Origin of the sequence: Actinoplanes sp. NBC_00393 (assembly GCF_036053395.1) — a bacterium.
GTDB lineage: Bacteria > Actinomycetota > Actinomycetes > Mycobacteriales > Micromonosporaceae > Actinoplanes.
On record NZ_CP107942.1, the window covers coordinates 4,306,097 to 4,323,692 of the forward strand.

At 71.1% G+C, this 17,596-nt stretch carries 19 protein-coding genes; 9 read left to right on the plus strand and 10 right to left on the minus strand.

All coding sequences use genetic code 11. The features are described 5' to 3' along the window. Nucleotides 1-6 precede the first annotated feature (6 nt). Nucleotides 7-444: an EamA family transporter gene (locus OHA21_RS52770; protein ID WP_442875111.1), complete on the minus strand. Its 438-nt coding sequence runs from the start codon at nucleotides 442-444 to the stop codon at nucleotides 7-9. A gap of 533 nt (nucleotides 445-977) precedes the next feature. Here OHA21_RS52770 and OHA21_RS20340 point away from each other — a divergent pair. Then, on the plus strand, nucleotides 978-1,442 hold the full coding sequence (locus OHA21_RS20340; RefSeq protein WP_328475825.1) for an Lrp/AsnC family transcriptional regulator: 465 nt from the start codon (nucleotides 978-980) through the stop codon (nucleotides 1,440-1,442). 6 nt (nucleotides 1,443-1,448) lie between these two features. Here OHA21_RS20340 and OHA21_RS20345 read toward each other — a convergent pair whose 3' ends face one another. Further along, nucleotides 1,449-2,411 carry an Lrp/AsnC family transcriptional regulator gene (locus OHA21_RS20345; protein WP_328475827.1) on the minus strand — a complete coding sequence of 321 codons (963 nt, stop codon included), beginning with the start codon at nucleotides 2,409-2,411 and terminating at the stop codon, nucleotides 1,449-1,451. A gap of 82 nt (nucleotides 2,412-2,493) precedes the next feature. Between OHA21_RS20345 and OHA21_RS20350 the strand changes: the two genes are divergently transcribed. Beyond that, nucleotides 2,494-3,906, plus strand: a complete 1,413-nt coding sequence (locus tag OHA21_RS20350) for an MFS transporter (protein ID WP_328475829.1) — start codon at nucleotides 2,494-2,496, stop codon at nucleotides 3,904-3,906. Between the two features lie 11 nt (nucleotides 3,907-3,917). Here the strand turns inward: OHA21_RS20350 and OHA21_RS20355 are convergent, their stop codons facing one another. Together OHA21_RS20355 and OHA21_RS20360 are read right to left on the minus strand one after the other, a co-directional pair. Further along, a complete protein-coding gene (locus OHA21_RS20355) occupies nucleotides 3,918-4,274 on the minus strand; it encodes a PRC-barrel domain-containing protein (protein ID WP_328475831.1) in 357 nt (118 codons plus the stop codon). A gap of 7 nt (nucleotides 4,275-4,281) precedes the next feature. After that, nucleotides 4,282-5,262 carry a threo-3-hydroxy-L-aspartate ammonia-lyase gene (locus OHA21_RS20360; RefSeq protein ID WP_328475833.1) on the minus strand — a complete coding sequence of 327 codons (981 nt, stop codon included), beginning with the start codon at nucleotides 5,260-5,262 and terminating at the stop codon, nucleotides 4,282-4,284. Between the two features lie 68 nt (nucleotides 5,263-5,330). Here OHA21_RS20360 and OHA21_RS20365 point away from each other — a divergent pair, with 68 nt between their 5' ends. Further along, nucleotides 5,331-5,516, plus strand: a complete 186-nt coding sequence (locus OHA21_RS20365) for a hypothetical protein (RefSeq protein WP_328475835.1) — start codon at nucleotides 5,331-5,333, stop codon at nucleotides 5,514-5,516. 55 nt (nucleotides 5,517-5,571) lie between these two features. Here the strand turns inward: OHA21_RS20365 and OHA21_RS20370 are convergent, their stop codons facing one another. The 6 genes from OHA21_RS20370 to OHA21_RS20395 form a co-directional block, all read right to left on the minus strand. Further along, a complete protein-coding gene (locus OHA21_RS20370; protein ID WP_328475837.1) occupies nucleotides 5,572-7,263 on the minus strand; it encodes a sodium:solute symporter family protein in 1,692 nt (563 codons plus the stop codon). Continuing rightward, nucleotides 7,256-7,447 carry a DUF3311 domain-containing protein gene (locus OHA21_RS20375; protein WP_328475839.1) on the minus strand — a complete coding sequence of 64 codons (192 nt, stop codon included), beginning with the start codon at nucleotides 7,445-7,447 and terminating at the stop codon, nucleotides 7,256-7,258. Before OHA21_RS20375 ends, OHA21_RS20370 begins: the two co-directional genes overlap by 8 nt. Before the next feature lie 75 nt (nucleotides 7,448-7,522). Beyond that, nucleotides 7,523-8,836 (minus strand): alpha/beta hydrolase domain-containing protein, encoded by a 1,314-nt coding sequence (locus OHA21_RS20380; RefSeq protein WP_328475840.1) that lies wholly within the window; start codon nucleotides 8,834-8,836, stop codon nucleotides 7,523-7,525. Nucleotides 8,837-8,900: 64 nt separating this feature from the next. After that, nucleotides 8,901-9,449 (minus strand): QsdR family transcriptional regulator, encoded by a 549-nt coding sequence (locus OHA21_RS20385; protein ID WP_328475842.1) that lies wholly within the window; start codon nucleotides 9,447-9,449, stop codon nucleotides 8,901-8,903. Nucleotides 9,450-9,525: 76 nt separating this feature from the next. After that, nucleotides 9,526-10,218, minus strand: a complete 693-nt coding sequence (locus OHA21_RS20390; RefSeq protein ID WP_328475844.1) for a hypothetical protein — start codon at nucleotides 10,216-10,218, stop codon at nucleotides 9,526-9,528. Nucleotides 10,219-10,237: 19 nt separating this feature from the next. Further along, nucleotides 10,238-10,828 carry a matrixin family metalloprotease gene (locus OHA21_RS20395; protein ID WP_328475846.1) on the minus strand — a complete coding sequence of 197 codons (591 nt, stop codon included), beginning with the start codon at nucleotides 10,826-10,828 and terminating at the stop codon, nucleotides 10,238-10,240. Between the two features lie 47 nt (nucleotides 10,829-10,875). Between OHA21_RS20395 and OHA21_RS20400 the strand changes: the two genes are divergently transcribed. The 6 genes from OHA21_RS20400 to OHA21_RS20425 all read left to right on the plus strand — a co-directional run bounded on the left by OHA21_RS20400 (nucleotide 10,876) and on the right by OHA21_RS20425 (nucleotide 17,583). After that, entirely contained in the window at nucleotides 10,876-11,496 is a 621-nt protein-coding gene (locus tag OHA21_RS20400; RefSeq protein WP_328475848.1) for a hypothetical protein, read from the plus strand. A gap of 104 nt (nucleotides 11,497-11,600) precedes the next feature. Continuing rightward, nucleotides 11,601-12,047, plus strand: a complete 447-nt coding sequence (locus OHA21_RS20405; RefSeq protein ID WP_328475850.1) for a hypothetical protein — start codon at nucleotides 11,601-11,603, stop codon at nucleotides 12,045-12,047. Nucleotides 12,048-12,067: 20 nt separating this feature from the next. After that, nucleotides 12,068-12,934 (plus strand): hypothetical protein, encoded by an 867-nt coding sequence (locus tag OHA21_RS20410; RefSeq protein ID WP_328475852.1) that lies wholly within the window; start codon nucleotides 12,068-12,070, stop codon nucleotides 12,932-12,934. Nucleotides 12,935-13,032: 98 nt separating this feature from the next. Next, nucleotides 13,033-14,166, plus strand: coding sequence for an SGNH/GDSL hydrolase family protein (locus OHA21_RS20415; RefSeq protein ID WP_328475854.1), 1,134 nt, complete (start codon nucleotides 13,033-13,035; stop codon nucleotides 14,164-14,166). Between the two features lie 166 nt (nucleotides 14,167-14,332). Beyond that, nucleotides 14,333-15,325, plus strand: coding sequence for a LacI family DNA-binding transcriptional regulator (locus OHA21_RS20420; protein ID WP_328475856.1), 993 nt, complete (start codon nucleotides 14,333-14,335; stop codon nucleotides 15,323-15,325). Between the two features lie 110 nt (nucleotides 15,326-15,435). Then, on the plus strand, nucleotides 15,436-17,583 hold the full coding sequence (locus OHA21_RS20425; RefSeq protein ID WP_328475858.1) for a CBM35 domain-containing protein: 2,148 nt from the start codon (nucleotides 15,436-15,438) through the stop codon (nucleotides 17,581-17,583). Nucleotides 17,584-17,596 lie beyond the last annotated feature (13 nt).

Genomic DNA, 17,596 nt, shown 5'->3' on the forward strand with positions numbered 1-17,596 from the left:
GCACGTTCATCGAACAACCGCATTTCGTACGGGCGACGCAGCGAGATTGAACGTGATCACCCCACCGACGATGAGCGCCAGCGCGGTGCTGATCCCGACCGTGATCGGCTCGCCGAACAGTGGGACGGCCAGCAGTGTGGTGAGCACCGGGCTGATCGCGCCGGTCACCGCCGGAATGCTGCTGCCGAGCCGGCGGACCGCGTACGCGTAGCTCAACGTCGACAGGATGCCGGTTCCGACGCCCTGCAGGACCGCGAACAGCGCGATGTTCGACGCCGGCGCGGCGCCCCAGGCTCGACGGCAGCACTCCGGTCGCGGCCAGGACGACGGCGGCCAGCGCGGACGGAACGCAGACGACCAGGACGAGGCTGACCAGATCCAGCGCGGTGGAGCGCAGCGCGATCGTGTAGATCGCCCACGCGCACCCGGCGGCCAGCAGCACACCGATCCCGGCGAGCGTGGCCGCCGAGGTCGTCAGCACGGCGGCCGCCACCACCCCGGAGACGATCGCGGCCAGCGCGACCGCCCGCTGCCGGCCGACCCGCTCGTGCCGCCACCCGGCCAGGATGAGCGCCACGAACAGCGGCACCGATCCGGGCAGCAACAGGCCGACGAGCGCCGCCGAGGTCAGGCTGCCGCCCAGCGCGGAGAGCAGGAAATGCGGCAGCCCGGCCAGGCAGAGCGCGGCGACGAGGCCGGCGCGCTCGCGGCGTGCCGCCCGGATCGCCCGCGGCAACCACGGCGCCAGCAGGATCACCGGTGTCACGAATCGCAGGATCGCCGCGTCGACGGGCATCAGGCCGGACCCGCCGATCCCGCGGATGGTGAGCGCGAACGACGCCCACAACAGCACAGCCGTCGCGAGCGCCGCGACGGCACGAACAGGTCGTCCCATAGGGGCAAGGCTAGGAAGTACGGTGGGGCATGCGATTGCTAGTTATGCCACGGACATGGCCATGAGTGGCAGAATCTGCCACATGATCGCCTTGGACAGCATCGACCGCCGGATTCTGCTGGAACTGCAGAAGGACGGCCGGCTCACCAACCAGGAGCTGGCCGACCGGATCGGGCTCTCGCCGTCGCCGTGCCTGCGGCGGGTCCGGCAACTGCAGGAGTCCGGGGTGATCGAGCGCTACACCGCGGTGGTGTCGCCGAAGGCGCTCGGCCTGTCGATCACCGCCTTCGCGCGCCTGACCCTGCTCTCGCACGCCTCGCCGGTCGTCGACGAGGTCGAGGAGCGACTGCGGGCGATCCCCGAGGTGGTCGAGGCCTACCTGCTCGCCGGCGACGACGACTACCTCGTCAAGATCGTCATCAAGTCGTTCGAGGACTACGAGGATCTGCTGCGCCGCGAGATCCGGTCGATCCCGTCGCTCGCCTCGATCAAGACGACGTTCGCCTTCGCCGTCACCAAGCCGCAGTCCCCGCTGCCCATGCCGTGAGCCCGGTCAGCGCACCGCGCCCAGCTGTTTGACGTGCTTGAGCACCGGCGCCGACTCGATGCGCTCGACCCCGTCGAGCGAGCCGAGCCGCTCGGTCACGTAGCGGTAGAACGCCGGCATGTCCGGGCAGACCGCAGTCACCTGCAGGTTGGTCGGGCCGGTGGTCGCGGCGGCGAAGACCACCTCCTCGTGCTCGGCCAGCACGGCGCCGACCGAGGCCACCCGTGACGGCGCGACCGACAGCCACAGCACCACCGCGGCCCGGAACCCGAACAGCTCCGGCTCGATCTCCACGTCGGTGTAGAGCGACCCCGAGCCGAGCAGCTCCTGCACCCGCCGGCGCACGGTCGACTCCGGCCAGCCGGTCGCCGCGGCGAGCTCGGTGTAGCTGAGCCGGCCGTCCCACGACAGCGCCTCGACCAGCGCCGCGTCGGCGCCGGTGAGCCGCGCCGCCCCCGGTGGACCGGCCGGCCAGCGCGGGGTCAGGGCTTCGATCTGCCCGGCGGTGAGCGCGTCGTCGCGGCGGTCCGGGCCGACCGCGCCACCGACGTACTGGTGGATCACGCAATACGCGGTCACCGCGACCAGGCGCGGTGTGCGCGGCAGTTTCTGCAGCAGCAGCGACTCACGATCCGCAGTCGCCGGAACGCGTACGCTGCACGCGATCTCGGTCCCGCCGGACATGATCGCCACCCACCCGGTGTCCGGGCGGCGGGCCAGCGCCCCGGCGATCGGCACCGCGGCGTCCGGCGCCGCGCTCAGGCGGAGCGTCCACATCTCGTACCCCAGCTCGATGGCATTGGGCAGCCCCACCACCCGCAGCCCCGCCTCCTCGCGCAACCGGCGATAGCGCCGGGCGACCGTCTGGTCGGAGACGCCGAGCACCGTACCGATCTCGCGGTAACCGGCCCGGCCGTTGATCCGCAGCGCGTGCGTCACCTGCCGGTCCAGCTCGTCGATTTCCACCATCCGAGCCTAGCCTTTGTCGAGATCCGCAGGATCCCGTGCACTGGTTAACGGATTCTGCGAGGCAGGCGGCACTCTGCACAGCATGCGCAAATGGTCACCCCTGATCGCCGTCTGTCTCGGCACCTTCCTGCTGCTCGTCGACGTCACCATCGTCGTCGTCGCGCTTCCGACCGTCGGCGACGAGTTCCGGGCCGGCTACGCCGACCTGCAGTGGGTCCTCGACGGGTACGCCCTCGCGCTCGCCGCCCTGCTGCTCGGCGCCGGCTCGCTCGCCGACCGGTACGGCCGCCGCCGCACCTACCTCGCCGGGATCGGCCTGTTCGCGTTCTCCTCACTGCTGTGCGCGATCGCCCCTAACGAGCAGGCGCTGATCGCCGCCCGCATCCTGCAGGGCGCCGGCGGCGCGGCCATGTTCGCCACGACCGCGGCCCTGCTCAACGTCACCTACCAGGGCCGCGACCGGGGCACCGCGTTCGGGATCTGGGGCGCGGTCAACGGCGCCGCCGCGGCGGCCGGGCCCCTCGCCGGTGGCCTGCTCACCGAGCACTTCGGCTGGCGCTGGATCTTCCTGGTCAACCTGCCGGTCTGCCTGGCCGCCGTCTGGTTCACGGTGCGCGGCGTGACCGAGTCCAAGGCGCCGTCCGGCGGCCGCTTCGACCTGCCCGGCACGATCAGCTTCACGGTGGCGGCGGGCGCGTGGACGTACGCGCTGATCCGCGCCGGCGAAGCCGGATGGACCGACACCCTGGCCCTCGCCGCGTTCGCTGCCGGCGCCCTCGCCTCGATCGCGTTCCTCGCCGCCGAACGCCGCTCCGATCACCCGATGCTGGACCTGGCGCTGTTCCGGCAGCCGTCGTTCGCCGTGCTGATCGTGGCCGCGTTCCTCACCCAGGCCGCCGCCTTCGGGTACCTGCCGTTCACCACGGTCTGGCTGCAGCAGGTGCTCGGCAACGGCCCGGTCGACGCCGGCCTGTACGGTGCGCTGCCGATGGCCGCCGCCTCACTGGTGGTCGGCGCCGCGGCCGGACGGCTGCTGCAGCGCGTCGCCCCGCGCTGGACCGTCGGACTCGGCCTGCTGCTGATCGCCGCCGGCGACCTGCTGCAGGCGCGCCTGGACGCGGACAGCAGCGGCGCCGCGCTGATCCCCGGCCTGATCCTGGTCGGACTCGGGGTCGGCTCGGTGCTGCCGTCGCTGTCGTCCGCGGTGCTCGGCGCGGTGCCGCGGGAGCGCAGCGGCATGGCCGGCGGGGCGCTCAACACGTTCCGGCAGCTCGGGTTCGCGCTCGGCGTCGCGGTCTTCGGCACGATCTTCGCGAACCGGGTGAGCGACGGGCACGGTCAGCCGGCGGCGTTCGCAGACGGGCTGAACGCGATGCTCACCGTGGCGGCAGTGCTCGCCGTGATCGCCGCGCTGCTGGTGCTCGCCGTCGTGCCGAGCCGCGACGCTGGAGTGGGCAGCCGCGGCCGCGACGCCCTTGAGCCGGCCGGGCGGTAGCCGACCGGGGCTCAGCGGCGAGCCAGCCGCCGGGCCCCGGAGATCCCCGCCTCGTACGGCAGGCCGTAGTGCTCGAACAGCGCCGGCTCGTCGGTGGCGGCCAGTTCCCCGTCGAGTCCGATGCTGGGCGCGTTGCCGACCAGCTTCTTGTCGTAGCGGACCCGCACGGCCTTGGGCGTGACCGTCGCGCCGGTGAGCGGAACGAAGACGAGCCGGTGCCGTCCGATGATGCCCACCCGCACGGTGGCGAACGCCGGCTCGTCATTGATCGTGTCGACGTAGACGGCTTCCAGATCGCCGATCTTGTCGCCCTCCGGGTCGATGACGTTCTCGCCGCGCCAGTCACGAAGATTCTCAGCCGGGAACATGTGGTGCTCATGCCCCGGTGGAGCCCGGCGAAACGCCGTCGCCGAGCAACTGCGCGAGCCGGGCCGCCCCGACGTTGCCGCCCGAGATGATCACACCGATCCGGGCCGGCGCCGGATTCAGCCGCCCGGCCAGCAGCGCGGCCGGCCCGGACGCGCCGCTGGGCTCCATCACCAGCTTGAGCCGGTCCACGGCGAACCGCATCGCCTCGCGCAGCTCGTCGTCGCTGACCAGCACGATCTCGTCGACCAGCCGCCGATTGATCGCGAAGGTCAGCTCGCCGGGAATCGGGGCGGCCTGCCCGTCGGCGATGGTGCGCGGCACGTCGATGCGGACCCGCTCACCGGCGGCGAGCGAGCGCCTGGTGTCGTCGCCGGCCTGCGGTTCGACGCCGATCACGCGGATGCCCGGCTGCAGGCCCTTGGCAGCGGTCGCGCTCCCGGCGATCAGCCCGCCGCCACCGACCGGCACGACCAGCGCGTCCAGGGCGCCGGTCTCCTCGAGCAGTTCCAGGGCGGCGGTGCCCTGGCCGGCGATGATGTGCGGATGATCGTACGGCGGGATCAGCGCCAGGCCCCGCTCCTCGGCCAGCCGCCGGCCGATCTCCTCGCGGTTGCCGGTGTACCGGTCGTAGGTGACGATCTCGGCGCCGTACCCGCGGACCGCGTCCAGTTTGGAGGCCGGGGTGTCGGCCGGCATCACGATCACCGCGGTGCTTCCCAGCTCCCGCGCCGACAGCGCGACCGCCTGGGCGTGGTTGCCGGACGAGTAGGCGACGATCCCCCGGGCCAGCTGCTCCGGCGCCAGCTGCTTGATGGCGTTGTACGCGCCGCGAATCTTGAAGGCGCCGACACGCTGCAGGTTCTCCGCCTTCAGGAACACCTGCGCGCCCACCCGCTCGTCGAGCGTGCGGGACCGGATCACCGGCGTGCGGTGAGCGAAACCCTCGATCCGCTCCGCGGCGTCCCGGACATCCTGCAGAGTCACCATGCGCCGATCGTACGAGCCCGCGGAAGATGGCATATCGATGGCGATCCTTGCGCTATAGCGTCGAGCCCATGGGCACTCGACAGATGAAAGTGCACCCGGGCCGCCATTTCGGCTGGTGGGCCGAGGGTCGGCGGGCGAGCGGCCGGCTGTTCATGAAGACGTGGTGGCCGGCCGAGGGCCTGGCCCGCGGCGTGGCCCGGCTGCTGAGCGGCGGAAGCCCGGTCCAGACCACCGAGCATCCCCGCAAGCGTTAGCGCCTCCCACGGGCGGAGGCGGCGTGGCTGGGGCAGCACGATCGAACCGCCCGCCTCAGGCTCGCTCGCGTGGAGCCCGGAGCGACTGCTCGCCGACGGCCCCGGATAGCAACCGGGCCCGTCCGACGTAGGCGGGTGGTTCCGCGCGCCGCCGGGGCAGGCCGTCGATCAGTTCGTCCAGCCGCTTCAGTTTCGCGTCGCCCGCGTCGGCCAGATAGTCGTCCGGCCGGGTCGCGTCCAGCCCGCCCGGCACCCCGGCCGCCTTCAACATCACCGTGGCCAGGGCGGCAACGGCGAGATTGACGAACAGGGCGACCATTCCCACGTACACCGTCGTCCCATTGCCCAACGGCCAGCTGGACCCGCCAAAATGCTCGGCGACCACCCGCCCGGTCGCGTCCAGTTTCGGAATGCTGTAAAGCATCGCCACGCCGACCCCCAGACCGGCGATCAGCCCGGAAATGAGCGCGGCCCGATGGAACCAGCCGGTGACCAGGCCCAGGAACGTCGCCGGAATGGTCTGCAGGATGACCACCCCACCGATCAGCTGCAGGTCGACCGAATACGCCGGGTCGACCGCCAGGATCAGGGCCGCCGCACCGAATTTCACCACCAGCGACACCCACCGGCTCACCCGCGCCTCGGTGGCCGGTGACGCGTTCGGCTGCAGATACGGGCGGAACAGACTGCGGGTGAAAGCGTTCGCCGCGGCGATCGACATCACCGCGGCCGGAATCAGAGCGGCAACGGTCAGCGCGGCGTAGGCGATCCCGGCCGACCAGCCGGGGAAATGCGAATGGATCAGCTGCGGAATGACGGTGTTGAGGTCGCCGTCGACCGGTTTCACCCCGCGCGAGAGCGCGAAGAAACCGAGCAGCGCCATCACGGCGAGGGCCATGCAGTAAACCGGCAGGGCGGCGGCGTTACGCCGAACAGTTGCGCGGTCCTTGGCGGCAAGCATGCCGACCAGAGCATGAGGGTACGCGAAAACGGCCAGCGCCGAGCCGATGATCAGAGTCAGGAACCCGAGATGACCGGTGTCCGGCAACAACAGCCCGTCGATACGGGACGGCGTCGCCGCGAAATGCTCCCCGGCCACCCGGAAGGTGCGGTCCCACCCGCCGTACATGGCGACCACCAGCAGCGCGGTCAGCAACATCCACGCCATCAGCGCGTCCTTGACGACCGACAGCAGAGCCGGCGCGCGCAACCCGGACCGGAACGTGCACACCGACACGACCGTCACCGCGGCCAGCAGCGGCCACTCCCCGCCGAACCCGACCGTACGCAGCACCGCCTGCAACGACAGCAGCTGCACCGCGACGTACGGCATGGTCGCCAGAATCCCGGTGACCGCGACGAGCGCGCCCAGCCCGGGTGATCCGAATCGGGCAGCCGCGAACTCGCTGTGGGTGAGGAAACCGTGCCGCCTCGCGACCGACCAGGCCCGGGTCGTGAACACGAACGTCAATGGCGTCGTGATGATGGCGAACGGCACCGCGAAGAACCCGATCGCCCCGATGCCGTAGGTCAACGCCGGCACCGCGATGAACGTGTACGCGCTGTACATGCTCCCGCCGATCAGGAACCAGATCGCCCAGTTGCCGAACGCGCGCCCGCCGACACCCCATTCCTCGAGGGTGTGCGGGTTCTCCGGCCGCCGCCAGCGGGCCGCGCCGAAGCCGAGGACCAGCACCACCGCCATCAGCACGGCAAAGACGCCGACCTCGATGTCACGCTCACTCATGATCGTCCTCGCGGGTGGCCACGTGCACGACGGAGATGACGACGATCGCGAACAGCGCGCAGGCGAACTGGTACCAGAAGAAGAACGGCACCCCGAGCACGGTCGGTTCAATCCGGTTGGCGTACGGGGTGAGCAGCGGTGCGACGGCCGGCAGAATCAGCAGCCATTGCCAATGGCGGGACATGGATCTCCTTGTCAGGAATGCGCTCAACAGCGTGCGGCACGCCCGAGGGCGTGCCGCACGTGAGAAAGGCGTCGCTTACCGCGCGTCCGCGGGCAACAGGTAACCCGCCCGAATGTTGCGCAGATCAGTGCGCGCGACCTTGATGAGGTACGCGACACGGCTCGGATACAACTGCTCGAGAAGCGCCCGGTCGAACGGCACATACGTGCCGAACAGCCGGCAGAACGACTCACCGCTGTTGTCCCCGCTGTTCAGCGCGGTCGGCACGGCCACCTCGGAGAGCCGGATCCCGCCCCGGGCCAGGCCCAGCTCGTCGCGCTGTTTGCTGCCGTCCTCGTTGACCACGAGCGGTTCGGCGGCCGGCGGCGGGGTGCCGCGGCGCACCCAGCGCTCCAGATGCCGGTAGGACGCGGCCACCACGTGATGCAGCGGCACCCGGCTGAACGGGGGCTGCGCGCAGTCGTACACCGGCGCCGCGCCCAGATCGCGCACCTGGATGGGCTCCCGATACACCTGGCCGGCATGGCCGGAGTGGGCGCTGCCGGCGACCTCCCAGCGGCGGAACCGGTCGGTGTCCGGCGGCCGCACCGGGCTGCGCACGTCAGTCTCGGACAGCACCTGGAACACCGGTTCCGGGCCGCGCCGCGCCGGGGCGCTGCCGACGATGAACCCGTAGCCGTCGAAGACCGGCGCCACCTGCGGCAACACCCGGTCGTAGTAGACCGTCATCCGGGCCGCCGACTGCGAGGCGCCGATCGCGAGCAAGGTGCGGGCCGTCAGCCCGCCGAGCGGTTTGCGGCTCGCGGTGAGCGCCTTCGCGGCCTGGGCGAAGATGTCGTACGAGAGCTCGTCGGCAGCGAACCGGCCGCCACCGGTGACATCGAGCGAACCGTAACGCGCCGGACTCCAGCCCCGCAGCTGGTCCACGCCCACCCGCTGCGCGGAGACGCCGATCCACGCGTACCCGGCCCGGGTGACGGTGTCCACGTTCCACAGCGCGTCCAGGTCGTAGCCGGCCGTGACGTTCTGCCACTCGACCAGGGCGGTCCCGTTGAAGTGCTTCGCCTTCGCCGGGCGGCGCACCACGATCCGGGTGGTGTACGGGACGTCCTCGGCGACCCGTACCCCGGCGGTGTCCCATCCGTCGGCCCGGCCGGAGATCAGGAACTCCTGCTCGACATAGCCGCGCGCGGCCAGATCGTCCACAGTGGCGAAGAACGGATAGGTGTCGGCGATATCCGGCGACTTCGGGTCGCCGGGCGCGGTGCCGGGCAGCGGCCCGATGACCTCCGCCGGTGTGCCGGCGACAGCGGGCGGGGCGCCGGTGAGCAGCGTGCCGCCCAGGACGGCGATCGCGACGGCGGCGGATCGCCACGAGTGCTTGACCATGCCGCACCATAAGCAGCCGTCTATACGTCACGCCATGGTCGCGGCCAAGGCTGCGACACCTGTCTCAGCAAGCGGCGAGCAACAGGGTCCGGGCGGCGCGGTGCGCCAGGTTGAGATCGGCGGGACGGCCCGCGACCAGTTCGCCGTAGAGCGCCGACTCGATGATCCGCACATACAGGTAGGCGAGGTCCGGGCCGGCGCTGTCCAGCCCGACCTCGGTGAAGATCTCCTGCTGGGCGGCCACGATCCGCTCGGTCAGCCCGCCCGCGCTGGTCAGCAGGATCCGCGCGGCGGCCTCCGGCTCGGCCGCGATGAACCGGCGGAACGGCTCGGCGGCCAGCAGCCGACCGGTGAACCGGTAGGTGATCTCGACAGCGCCGTCCACACCGGACCGGGTACGGCTCCGTCGCGCCTCAGCGAGCATCCGCTCGGCCAGCCGCCACAGCACCTCGCCGAGCAGCCGGTCCCGGCCGTGCGTCACCCGGTACAGGGTGGCCCGGCTGATACACATCGCGGCGGCCAGCCGATCCATGTCGACGGTGCCGTGCCGCAGAAAGAAGTGGCATCCGGCGCGCGCCACCTCGTCGTCACTCACCACCCGACGGCCGTTCACGCTCAGCACCGTACGTCACGATCGTCGATGGCAGCACCCGATGGCCGGGCAAGGAATGCCCGGCCATCGGTCGTACTCATTTCTTGCGGGCGTGTGCGACCAGATCCTTCAGCTTGCCGAAACGCTGGCCCTCGGCCTGCGCGGCGATCGGCTCCTCGCCGCCCTCGTGCTGGGCGGCGACCGACTCCACGCCGCCCTCGTTCTCGACGAAGACACCGCAGTTGGGGTGCACCACCGAGTAGAACGCCGGGTCCAGAGCCGACGACTTGACCGCCCTCGGCTTGGCGGCCGGCGGCGGGGCGCCCTGCCAGCGCAGCAGCCAGACGCCGCGGCCCTCGGGCATGTCCGCCTTCATCTTCTCGACGATCGGGGCGATCGGCTCCGGCACGAAGGCGACCGGGAACTCGACCTCGACCCTGCCCTTGAGCTCCGGGCGCAGCGCGCCGCGCAGCACCTGGGTCGGCTTCAGCTCGACCACGATCTGCTGCAGGTCGTGGATGGGGCGGCCGGGGCGTACCCCGATCACCTCGGCCTCGATCGTGGCGGTGGCCTGACCGTAGGCGGCCGCCAGCGACTCGGGCTGCGGAACGAGCAGGGCACTCTCGGCCGGGCGCAGGGCGTCGTAGAAGCCGGTGCCGCTGTGCTTCGCGGCCTGCTCCACGACCGGCGCGGGCTGCGCGGCCGGAGCCGACGGCTGGTTCCCCGCGCAACCGGCGATCATCGCGGTGGCCACCGACAGGACGGCAGCGGTACGGATCATCTTCAGCATTGCTGTCACCTCCCGGTTCTCAGTAGCGCGCGTTGACGTGCGCGATGTCGTGGGCCTGCAGGATCGATCCGGTGGCGCTGCGCGGGTACGTGTACATGCAGCTGTTGGTGTCGTCGGAGTGCTGCAGACCGACCGTGTGGCCCAGCTCGTGACAGGCGAGCACCCGGCGGGTGAACTCGGTGTCCAGGTAGGTGGTGTTCCAGTAGTACCAGGAGTTCATGATTATGTTCTGGCCCCGGCACCAGCGGTTCGGGTGCGAGCCGCCGGTACCGGTGTTGTTCGCCGGGCACCGCGCGATCCCGAGCCACCCGCTGGCGCCGTAGTCGAAATCGTGCACCCACACGTCCGGCAGCGAGTCCGACTCGTTCCGGTACACGGTCATGTCAGTCCGGTTCAACTGGGAGATCGCGTGATTCGCGGCCACCGCCGCACCGGGAATGCCGTTCCAGTAATCGTCCGGGTCGGACAGGTTCTGGAATCGGATCGCGTGGTCGGGGTTGTTCGCCATGCTCACGCAGTCGTAGGCGTTGTCGCAGACCGAGCCGAACGGGTTGGCGAGGGCCGGGCTGGGTGCCAGCGCCGCCGCGCCGGCGGTGGCGAGCAGGGTCAATGCCGACAGGCTGGACAGGCGGTTCCATGCGTCAATGTCCGATCTGATTGTTCACGCTTCGGAACGGCTCCGTGCTCGGCGCCGGCAACAGCAACGACCTCGATCTGCCCCGGATCCTCGACACCTACGCCGAGGTGCACCTGGTCGACATCGACGAACAGGCCCTGGCCGAGGGCGTGGCCCGGCAGCAGGTCGAGTCCGCAACCGGCCTGGTGCTGCACGGTGGCGTCGACGTCACCGACCCGGCCTGGCAGATCGACCCGGCCGACGTGGCCGTCTCCTCTGCCCTGCTGACCCAGCTGATCGACACCGCCGAACAGACCGGGCAGACCGGCACGCAGCTGCTGACCGTCCGCGACGCCCACCTGCGGCTGATCGCGCGGCTGCTGACGCCGAAGGGCAGCGGCCTGCTCATCACCGACGTGGTCTCCTCGGACACCTGCACCCGGCTCCCGGCGGCCGGCCATCACGAACTGGCCGCCCTGATGATCGACTCCATCAACGCCGGCGACTTCTTCACCGGGACCAACCCGGTCGCCATCCGGCAGCGCCTGATGACCGACCCGCAGATCCGGGCCCACCAGGTCGCCCTCTCCATGCCCTGGCGCTGGCAGCTGGCCAGCCGCTCGTTCCTGGTCTGTGCCGTCGCCTTCGAACCGCACGTCTGAACTCAGGAGCTGCCTTCGGTCACTTCTGCCTCATCGGTGGACCGAGGTCACCGGTCCTGGCGACGCGCCCGCCCGGGCAACGCCGCGCGCCTAGCCTGAACGGCATGTCGTATGTTGCCGCCCGCGACGGCCGCAAGAACCGCAGCGCCGCGACCCGGGCCCCGTCCGTTCCCGACCGGCTCGACGACCTGCACGGCCACAGCATCGGCGTCATCGAGGTGCCGCACCACATGGCGACCGGGCATGCCAGCCGGCGCCGGTACGACCTCGACGACCCGGTGCAGTGCCGGCACGCCTACGAGCAGGTGCTCTGCGAGGCGGCCAACTGCGGCGAGGTCGAGGATCTGCTGAATCCGGCCATGCTGCGCCGGGTGTGGCGTGACCTGCACCTGCCGTCCCGGGTCCGCGAGGCCTGGGAGACCCGGCATCCGACGTTGCGCCGCACGCGCGTGACCGTCTTCGCCCGGGAGGCCACGAACACCCGCCCGGGCGCGGCCCGTGGCTTCGCCCGCCGGGGCCGGGTCAGGATGGCGAACGCCGCCGCCGCGTAACGGTCTCTATGCTGGCCGCCATGATCGAGCGAGTCGGCAAGGGTGCTGTCCTGGCGGCGGCAGTGGCGGTGATGACCGGCTTTCTGGGTGCCGCGCTCGGCAATCGCATCGGGTGGGAGGCTGTGCCGGCCTTCCCGGCGGGGGCCGAGCGGGACCAGCTCGCCGAGCTGTTCACGCCCGGCATGGCGGCCGACTGGTACGAGAGCACGTCCACCTTCGAGAACAACGGTGGCGAGACCGACGCCGCGTCCCTGCAGTACGACACCGGGCGCACCCCGGCCACCGAGGACGTCGACGGCTACCTGGCCGGCCTCGAGCAGCGCCTGGACGCGGCCGGCTGGCGGGTCCTCGACAGCTGGCCGACCAGCCCGACCGACATCGCGACCGGCGTACCGCAGAACAACTCGCAGGCGCTGATCGCCCGTAACGACACGCTCGTGCTCTCGTTCGAGGACTACTTCGACGCGGCGTACGACGAGGGCGGCCTCAGCGTCGTGCTGCACCGCGCCGAACCGCGGTGGCTGACCGTCACCACCCTGCTGGCCGGCCTGCTGGGCGCCCTCGCCGGATGGGTGCTGACCGGATGGGCGAGCCGCGGTCTGCGCGGCCGCGCCGGCATGTCCTACGCGGCAGGCGTGGCCGCGGTCATCGGCATTCTCACGCTGGCGCCGGCGTGGCTGTTCAGCAGCCTGAGCTTCCTCAGCACGCTCACCGGCCGGGGCGCGCAGGACATGCCGTTCTGGCGCGCGCTGGTCCCGACCGACGAGTTCGGCGGCCTGGCCGTGCCCGCTCTGACCGTCCTGGTGGTCGCCCTGCTCATCGCGGTCGCCGGCCGTATCCTCCCGTTGCGGTCAGCCGGAGTCGCGGACGACCAGCCGCATCGATGACGCGTCGCCGTACTCCCGCTGTCTGGCACTCGGCGCATATACATCGATAGGCTTCGAGGTGGGAGCGCTCCCGAGAAGCGCCCTTCGAAGGGAAGTCGATGAAACGTCTTGCCGCGCTGACCGCCACGACCGCCCTGGTCGCCGCCGGGATCGTCGCCCACCCGTCCACGGCCGTCCTCGCGTCCGGGCAGGCCGTCGCCCCGGACACCCGCGTCCTGGCCCGCGTGCACACCGCCGGCCGGGTCGAGGACCGTGGCGCCGGGGTGCGGTACACCTGGCCCGGCGTGTACTTCGAAGGCCGGTTCCGCGGTAGCAGCGTGGGAATCGTGCTCGACGACGCGGTCAACGACTACGCGATCCAGATTGACGACCAGGCCCCGGTCAACCTGGTCACCCCGGGACGCACCACCCACTGGGTGCGTGGGCTGGATCCGGGCGCGCACCGCGTACGGATCGCGAAACGCACCGAAAGCCCCTGGTCAGCGGGACAGTTCGGCGGGTTTGTCGTCGGCGCCGGCGGCGCCGTGCTGAGCAGGCCGGTCCCCCGCAGCCGGCAGATCGAGTTCATCGGCGACTCCTGGACGGCCGGGTACGGCAACATGTCGGCCAGCCGCGACTGCAGCACGACCGGCGGCGTCGACCGCAACAGCAACGCCGACCAGTCCTTCGGCGCGCTCACCGCCCGCGCGCTGGGCGCCGACTACCAGCTCAACGCCTGGTCCGGCCGGGGCATGGTCCGCAACTACAACGGCGGCGATCCCGGCACCGACTACCGCACGTACTACGACCGGACCCTGCAGGCCGCCGACCCCGCGGTGTGGCGGCCGGGCAGCTGGAAGCCGCAGGTCGTGGTGATCGGCCTGGGCATCAACGACTTCTCCACCGCCCTCAACCCCGGCGAGCAGTGGGCCGACGAGGCCGCGCTGGCCGCCGCCTACCGCACGGCCTACCAGGGCTTTCTGGACAAACTTCGGCAACGGTACGGGGCGCGCGTTCAGCTGGTGCTCACCTACCCGGACATGTGGAACACGACGGCCTTCGCCTCGTCGGTCGAGCAGATCGTCGCCGAGCGCAACGCCGCCGGCGACAACCGCGTCCGGGCGCTGCATTACGAGACCGACGCCCTGGGCCTGGACTCCCTCGGCTGCGACTGGCACCCGTCGGCCCGCGACCACCAACTGCTGGCCGGCGTGCTCACCTCGTTCCTCCGAGCCCTCCCGGTGCGGTGGTGACTGATTCCGTGGCTCAACGCCGGCCCAGCCCAGCCGGCTGGCCGCAACGCACGGAACCCGGGCCGAATTCGGCGCATCAACGCCGGCCGGGCTCCCCCAGCTGGCCGTAGCACGGAATCTCCTGCCGCGCCGGGCGAGGCGGGGCCCACCTACTAGGGTGGGCGGGATGAAGCGCGCGACGCCGCAGATTCGGGATGTGGCGGCGGCTGCCGGGGTGTCGTATCAGACCGTGTCGCGGGTGCTGAACAACTCGCCGAACGTGCGGGCCGACACCCGGCAGCTGGTCCTGGAGGCGATCGAGCGGCTGGACTACCGGCCGAACCGGGCGGCGCGGGCGCTGGGCTCGGGCCGGGCGAACGCGGTCACCGTGGTCACCGCGAACACCACCCTTTATGGGTACGCCGGAGTGCTGCAGGGCGTCGAGGAGGCGGGCCGGCTGCTCGGGCTGACCGTCGGCGTGCGCGTGGTCGAATCCGAGGCGGCCGACGACGTGCGGCACGCGGTCGAGTACGTCACCGATCCGAGCTGCGGCAACGTCATCGTGGTGGCGTTCGACCCGGCCGGCAGCGGTGTGCTGCGCGCGATGCCGGAGGACCTCCCGATGGTGGCCGCCACCGAGGCCGGCGGCCTGCCGGGAGTCGACCGCACCATGATCTTCTTGGACGAGCGGGAGGCCGCCGCGGACGCGACCCGGCACCTGCTCGGGCTGGGACACCGCACGGTCCACCATGTGACGATCCCGTCCGAGGTGCGGGACAGCGCCCGGCAGGGCGGCTGGCGTACCGCGCTGGAGCAGGCCAGCGCCGAGGTGCCCGAGGTGGTGCACGCCGGCTGGAACCTGGCGTCGGCGTACCGGGCCGGGCAGGCGCTGGCCGCGGACCCCGCGGTGACCGCCATCCTCTGCGGCAACGACGACACCGCCCTGGCCGTCCGGCGCGCGCTGCACGAAGCCGGCCGCGACGTACCGGGCGACGTGAGCATCGTCGGGTTCGACGACGTGCCGGGCGCGGCTTACTGGACGCCGGCGCTGACCACGGTTCGGATGGACTTCGTCGGACTCGGCCGGGCCTGCGTGGCCGCCCTGGCCGAGGACGCGGCGCCGGTGAGCGTGGATCCGCCGCACCTGGTGGTGCGGGAGTCCACCGCCCCACCCCGGTAGCACCCGTGTAACGAAACCGTAACGCACCCTTCCGCGCGCAGCGTGTGACCGGTCACACTCGACGCGTCCGAAGTAAATGTGACCGGTCACATCTCCTCGAGGAGACCCCCGTGCGATCGAGACACATCACCACCGCCATCGCCGCGACCGTCCTCGCGGCGACCCTCCCCGCCGTCCCCGCCCAGGCCGCACCCTCGCAGTTCACCGTCGACCTGGCGACGAGCACCGGCGCCCTGCGCTACGGCGCCACCGGCTTCCTCTACGGCCTCGGCGACGAGGGCATCCCCACCGAGACCATGCTCGCCGCCCTCAAACCGCAGGTCACCGCCCAGAAAGCACCGGACGGTCTGCAGCACCCGAACGGCGACGCCCTGAAGATCGCCCCGATGTTCAAGCGCGCCGGCGGCCGCGAGATCCAGATCTACATGCAGGACATCTACCAGCAGTGGCCGTACGAGAACCTCGGCATCAACGACTACCTGGCCAAGGTGGACACCATCACCCGCAAGGTGGTCGTCGATCCGTACCGCAGCTCCTACGTCTACGTCCCGTTCAACGAGCCCGACTTGATCTGGTACGGCGGCAACCTGTCCGGGCTGCTCGCCGACTGGCGCACGGTGTTCCGCCGGATCCGCTCGATCGACCCGGGCGCCCGGATCGCCGGCCCGAACTTCGCCTCCTACCGCTCCGCCGACCTGCGCGCCTTCCTCACCTACGCCCGCGACAACAACGTGCTGCCGGACGTGATGGCCTGGCACGAGCTCGGCAACGATTTCTTCACCAGCTGGCAGCAGCACTTCGACGACTACCGGGCGATCGAGCGCAGCCTCGGGGTCAGCGCCCGGCAGATCACCATCAACGAGTACGGCCGCTCCTCCGGCGACCTCGGCGTGTCCGGCAACCTGGTTCAGTTCGTCGCCAAGTTCGAGGCCAGCAAGGTGGACGGCTGCCTCGCCTACTGGACCACCGCGGGCGGGCTCAACGATCTGGTCACCCGCAACAACCAGGCGACCGGCGCGTGGTGGCTCTACAAGTGGTACGGCGAGCTGACCGGCAACACGGTCGCGGTCACGCCGCCGTCGGCGAGTGGGTCGCTGCAGGGCCTGGCCGCGCTGGACGCGAACAAGAAGCAGGCCCGGGTCATTCTGGGCGGCAACAATCCGGCCAGCGGCACCTACGACACGAACGTGCTGGTCAAGGGTCTGCCGTCGTACCTGGGCAGCCGGGTGCACGCCACTGTCTGGGGTGTCGACACGTCCGGGACCAACCCGTCCGGCGGGCCGTACGTCGTCAAGGAGAATGACTTCACCGCCGCCAACGGGCAGATCACGGTGCCGTTGACGGGGCTGAAGGGCCAGTCGGCGTACCACGTCATCCTGACTCCGGACCGGGATCTGACCGCGGCCTCGGCCAACCGCTACGAGGCCGAATATGCCGCCATCGGCGGCACCGCGCGGATCACCTACGGCAGCAACAGCGGCTACTCCGGGACCTACTTCACCGAGGGGTACGGGTCGAGCAGCACCGCCGCCACCAACTTCGTCGTCACCGCGCCCGCCGACGGCTACTACCAGCTGGCGTTGCGGTACTCGGCCGGGCCGCTGACCGGGGCGCCCGCGAACCGCTCGATCCGGCTGCGGGTCAACGGGTCGGATCTGACCGACGTGGCGCTGCCGGGCACGGCTGACTGGAACACCTGGCGGACCGCCACCACCAAGGTCTACCTGCCGGCCGGGATCAACCGGATCGACTACCGGGCCTTCGCCAGCGACGACCGGGATGCCGTCAACCTCGACTACCTCGACGTCACCGCCGCCACGGGCGCCGTCACCGCGTACGAAGCCGAAAGCGCGACCAACACGCTCAGCGGGACGGCCGTCAACGTCAGCGACGCCGCCGCTTCCGGCGGCCGCTACGTCGGCTGGATCGGCGCCGGCGCCGCCAACACGCTGCGCTTCAACGGCGTGACCGCACACGCGGCCGGCCGGTACCGCCTGGTCGTGAGCTATGCGAACGCCGAGGTGGTGGGCGAGCACGCCTACAACAACAACATCGTCGACCGGCACGCGGACATCAGCGTGAACGGCGGCGCCGCGAAACGGGCGGTTTTCCGCAACACCTTCGGCTGGTCCACCTACCGGACCGCGGTGGTCGACGTCGACCTGGCCGCCGGGGCCAACACCATCACGTTCGGCAACGCCTCCAGCGGGTTCGCGCCGAACATCGACCGGATCCAGATCGCCGCAGTGCTGGGCTGAGAAACAGGAGCAA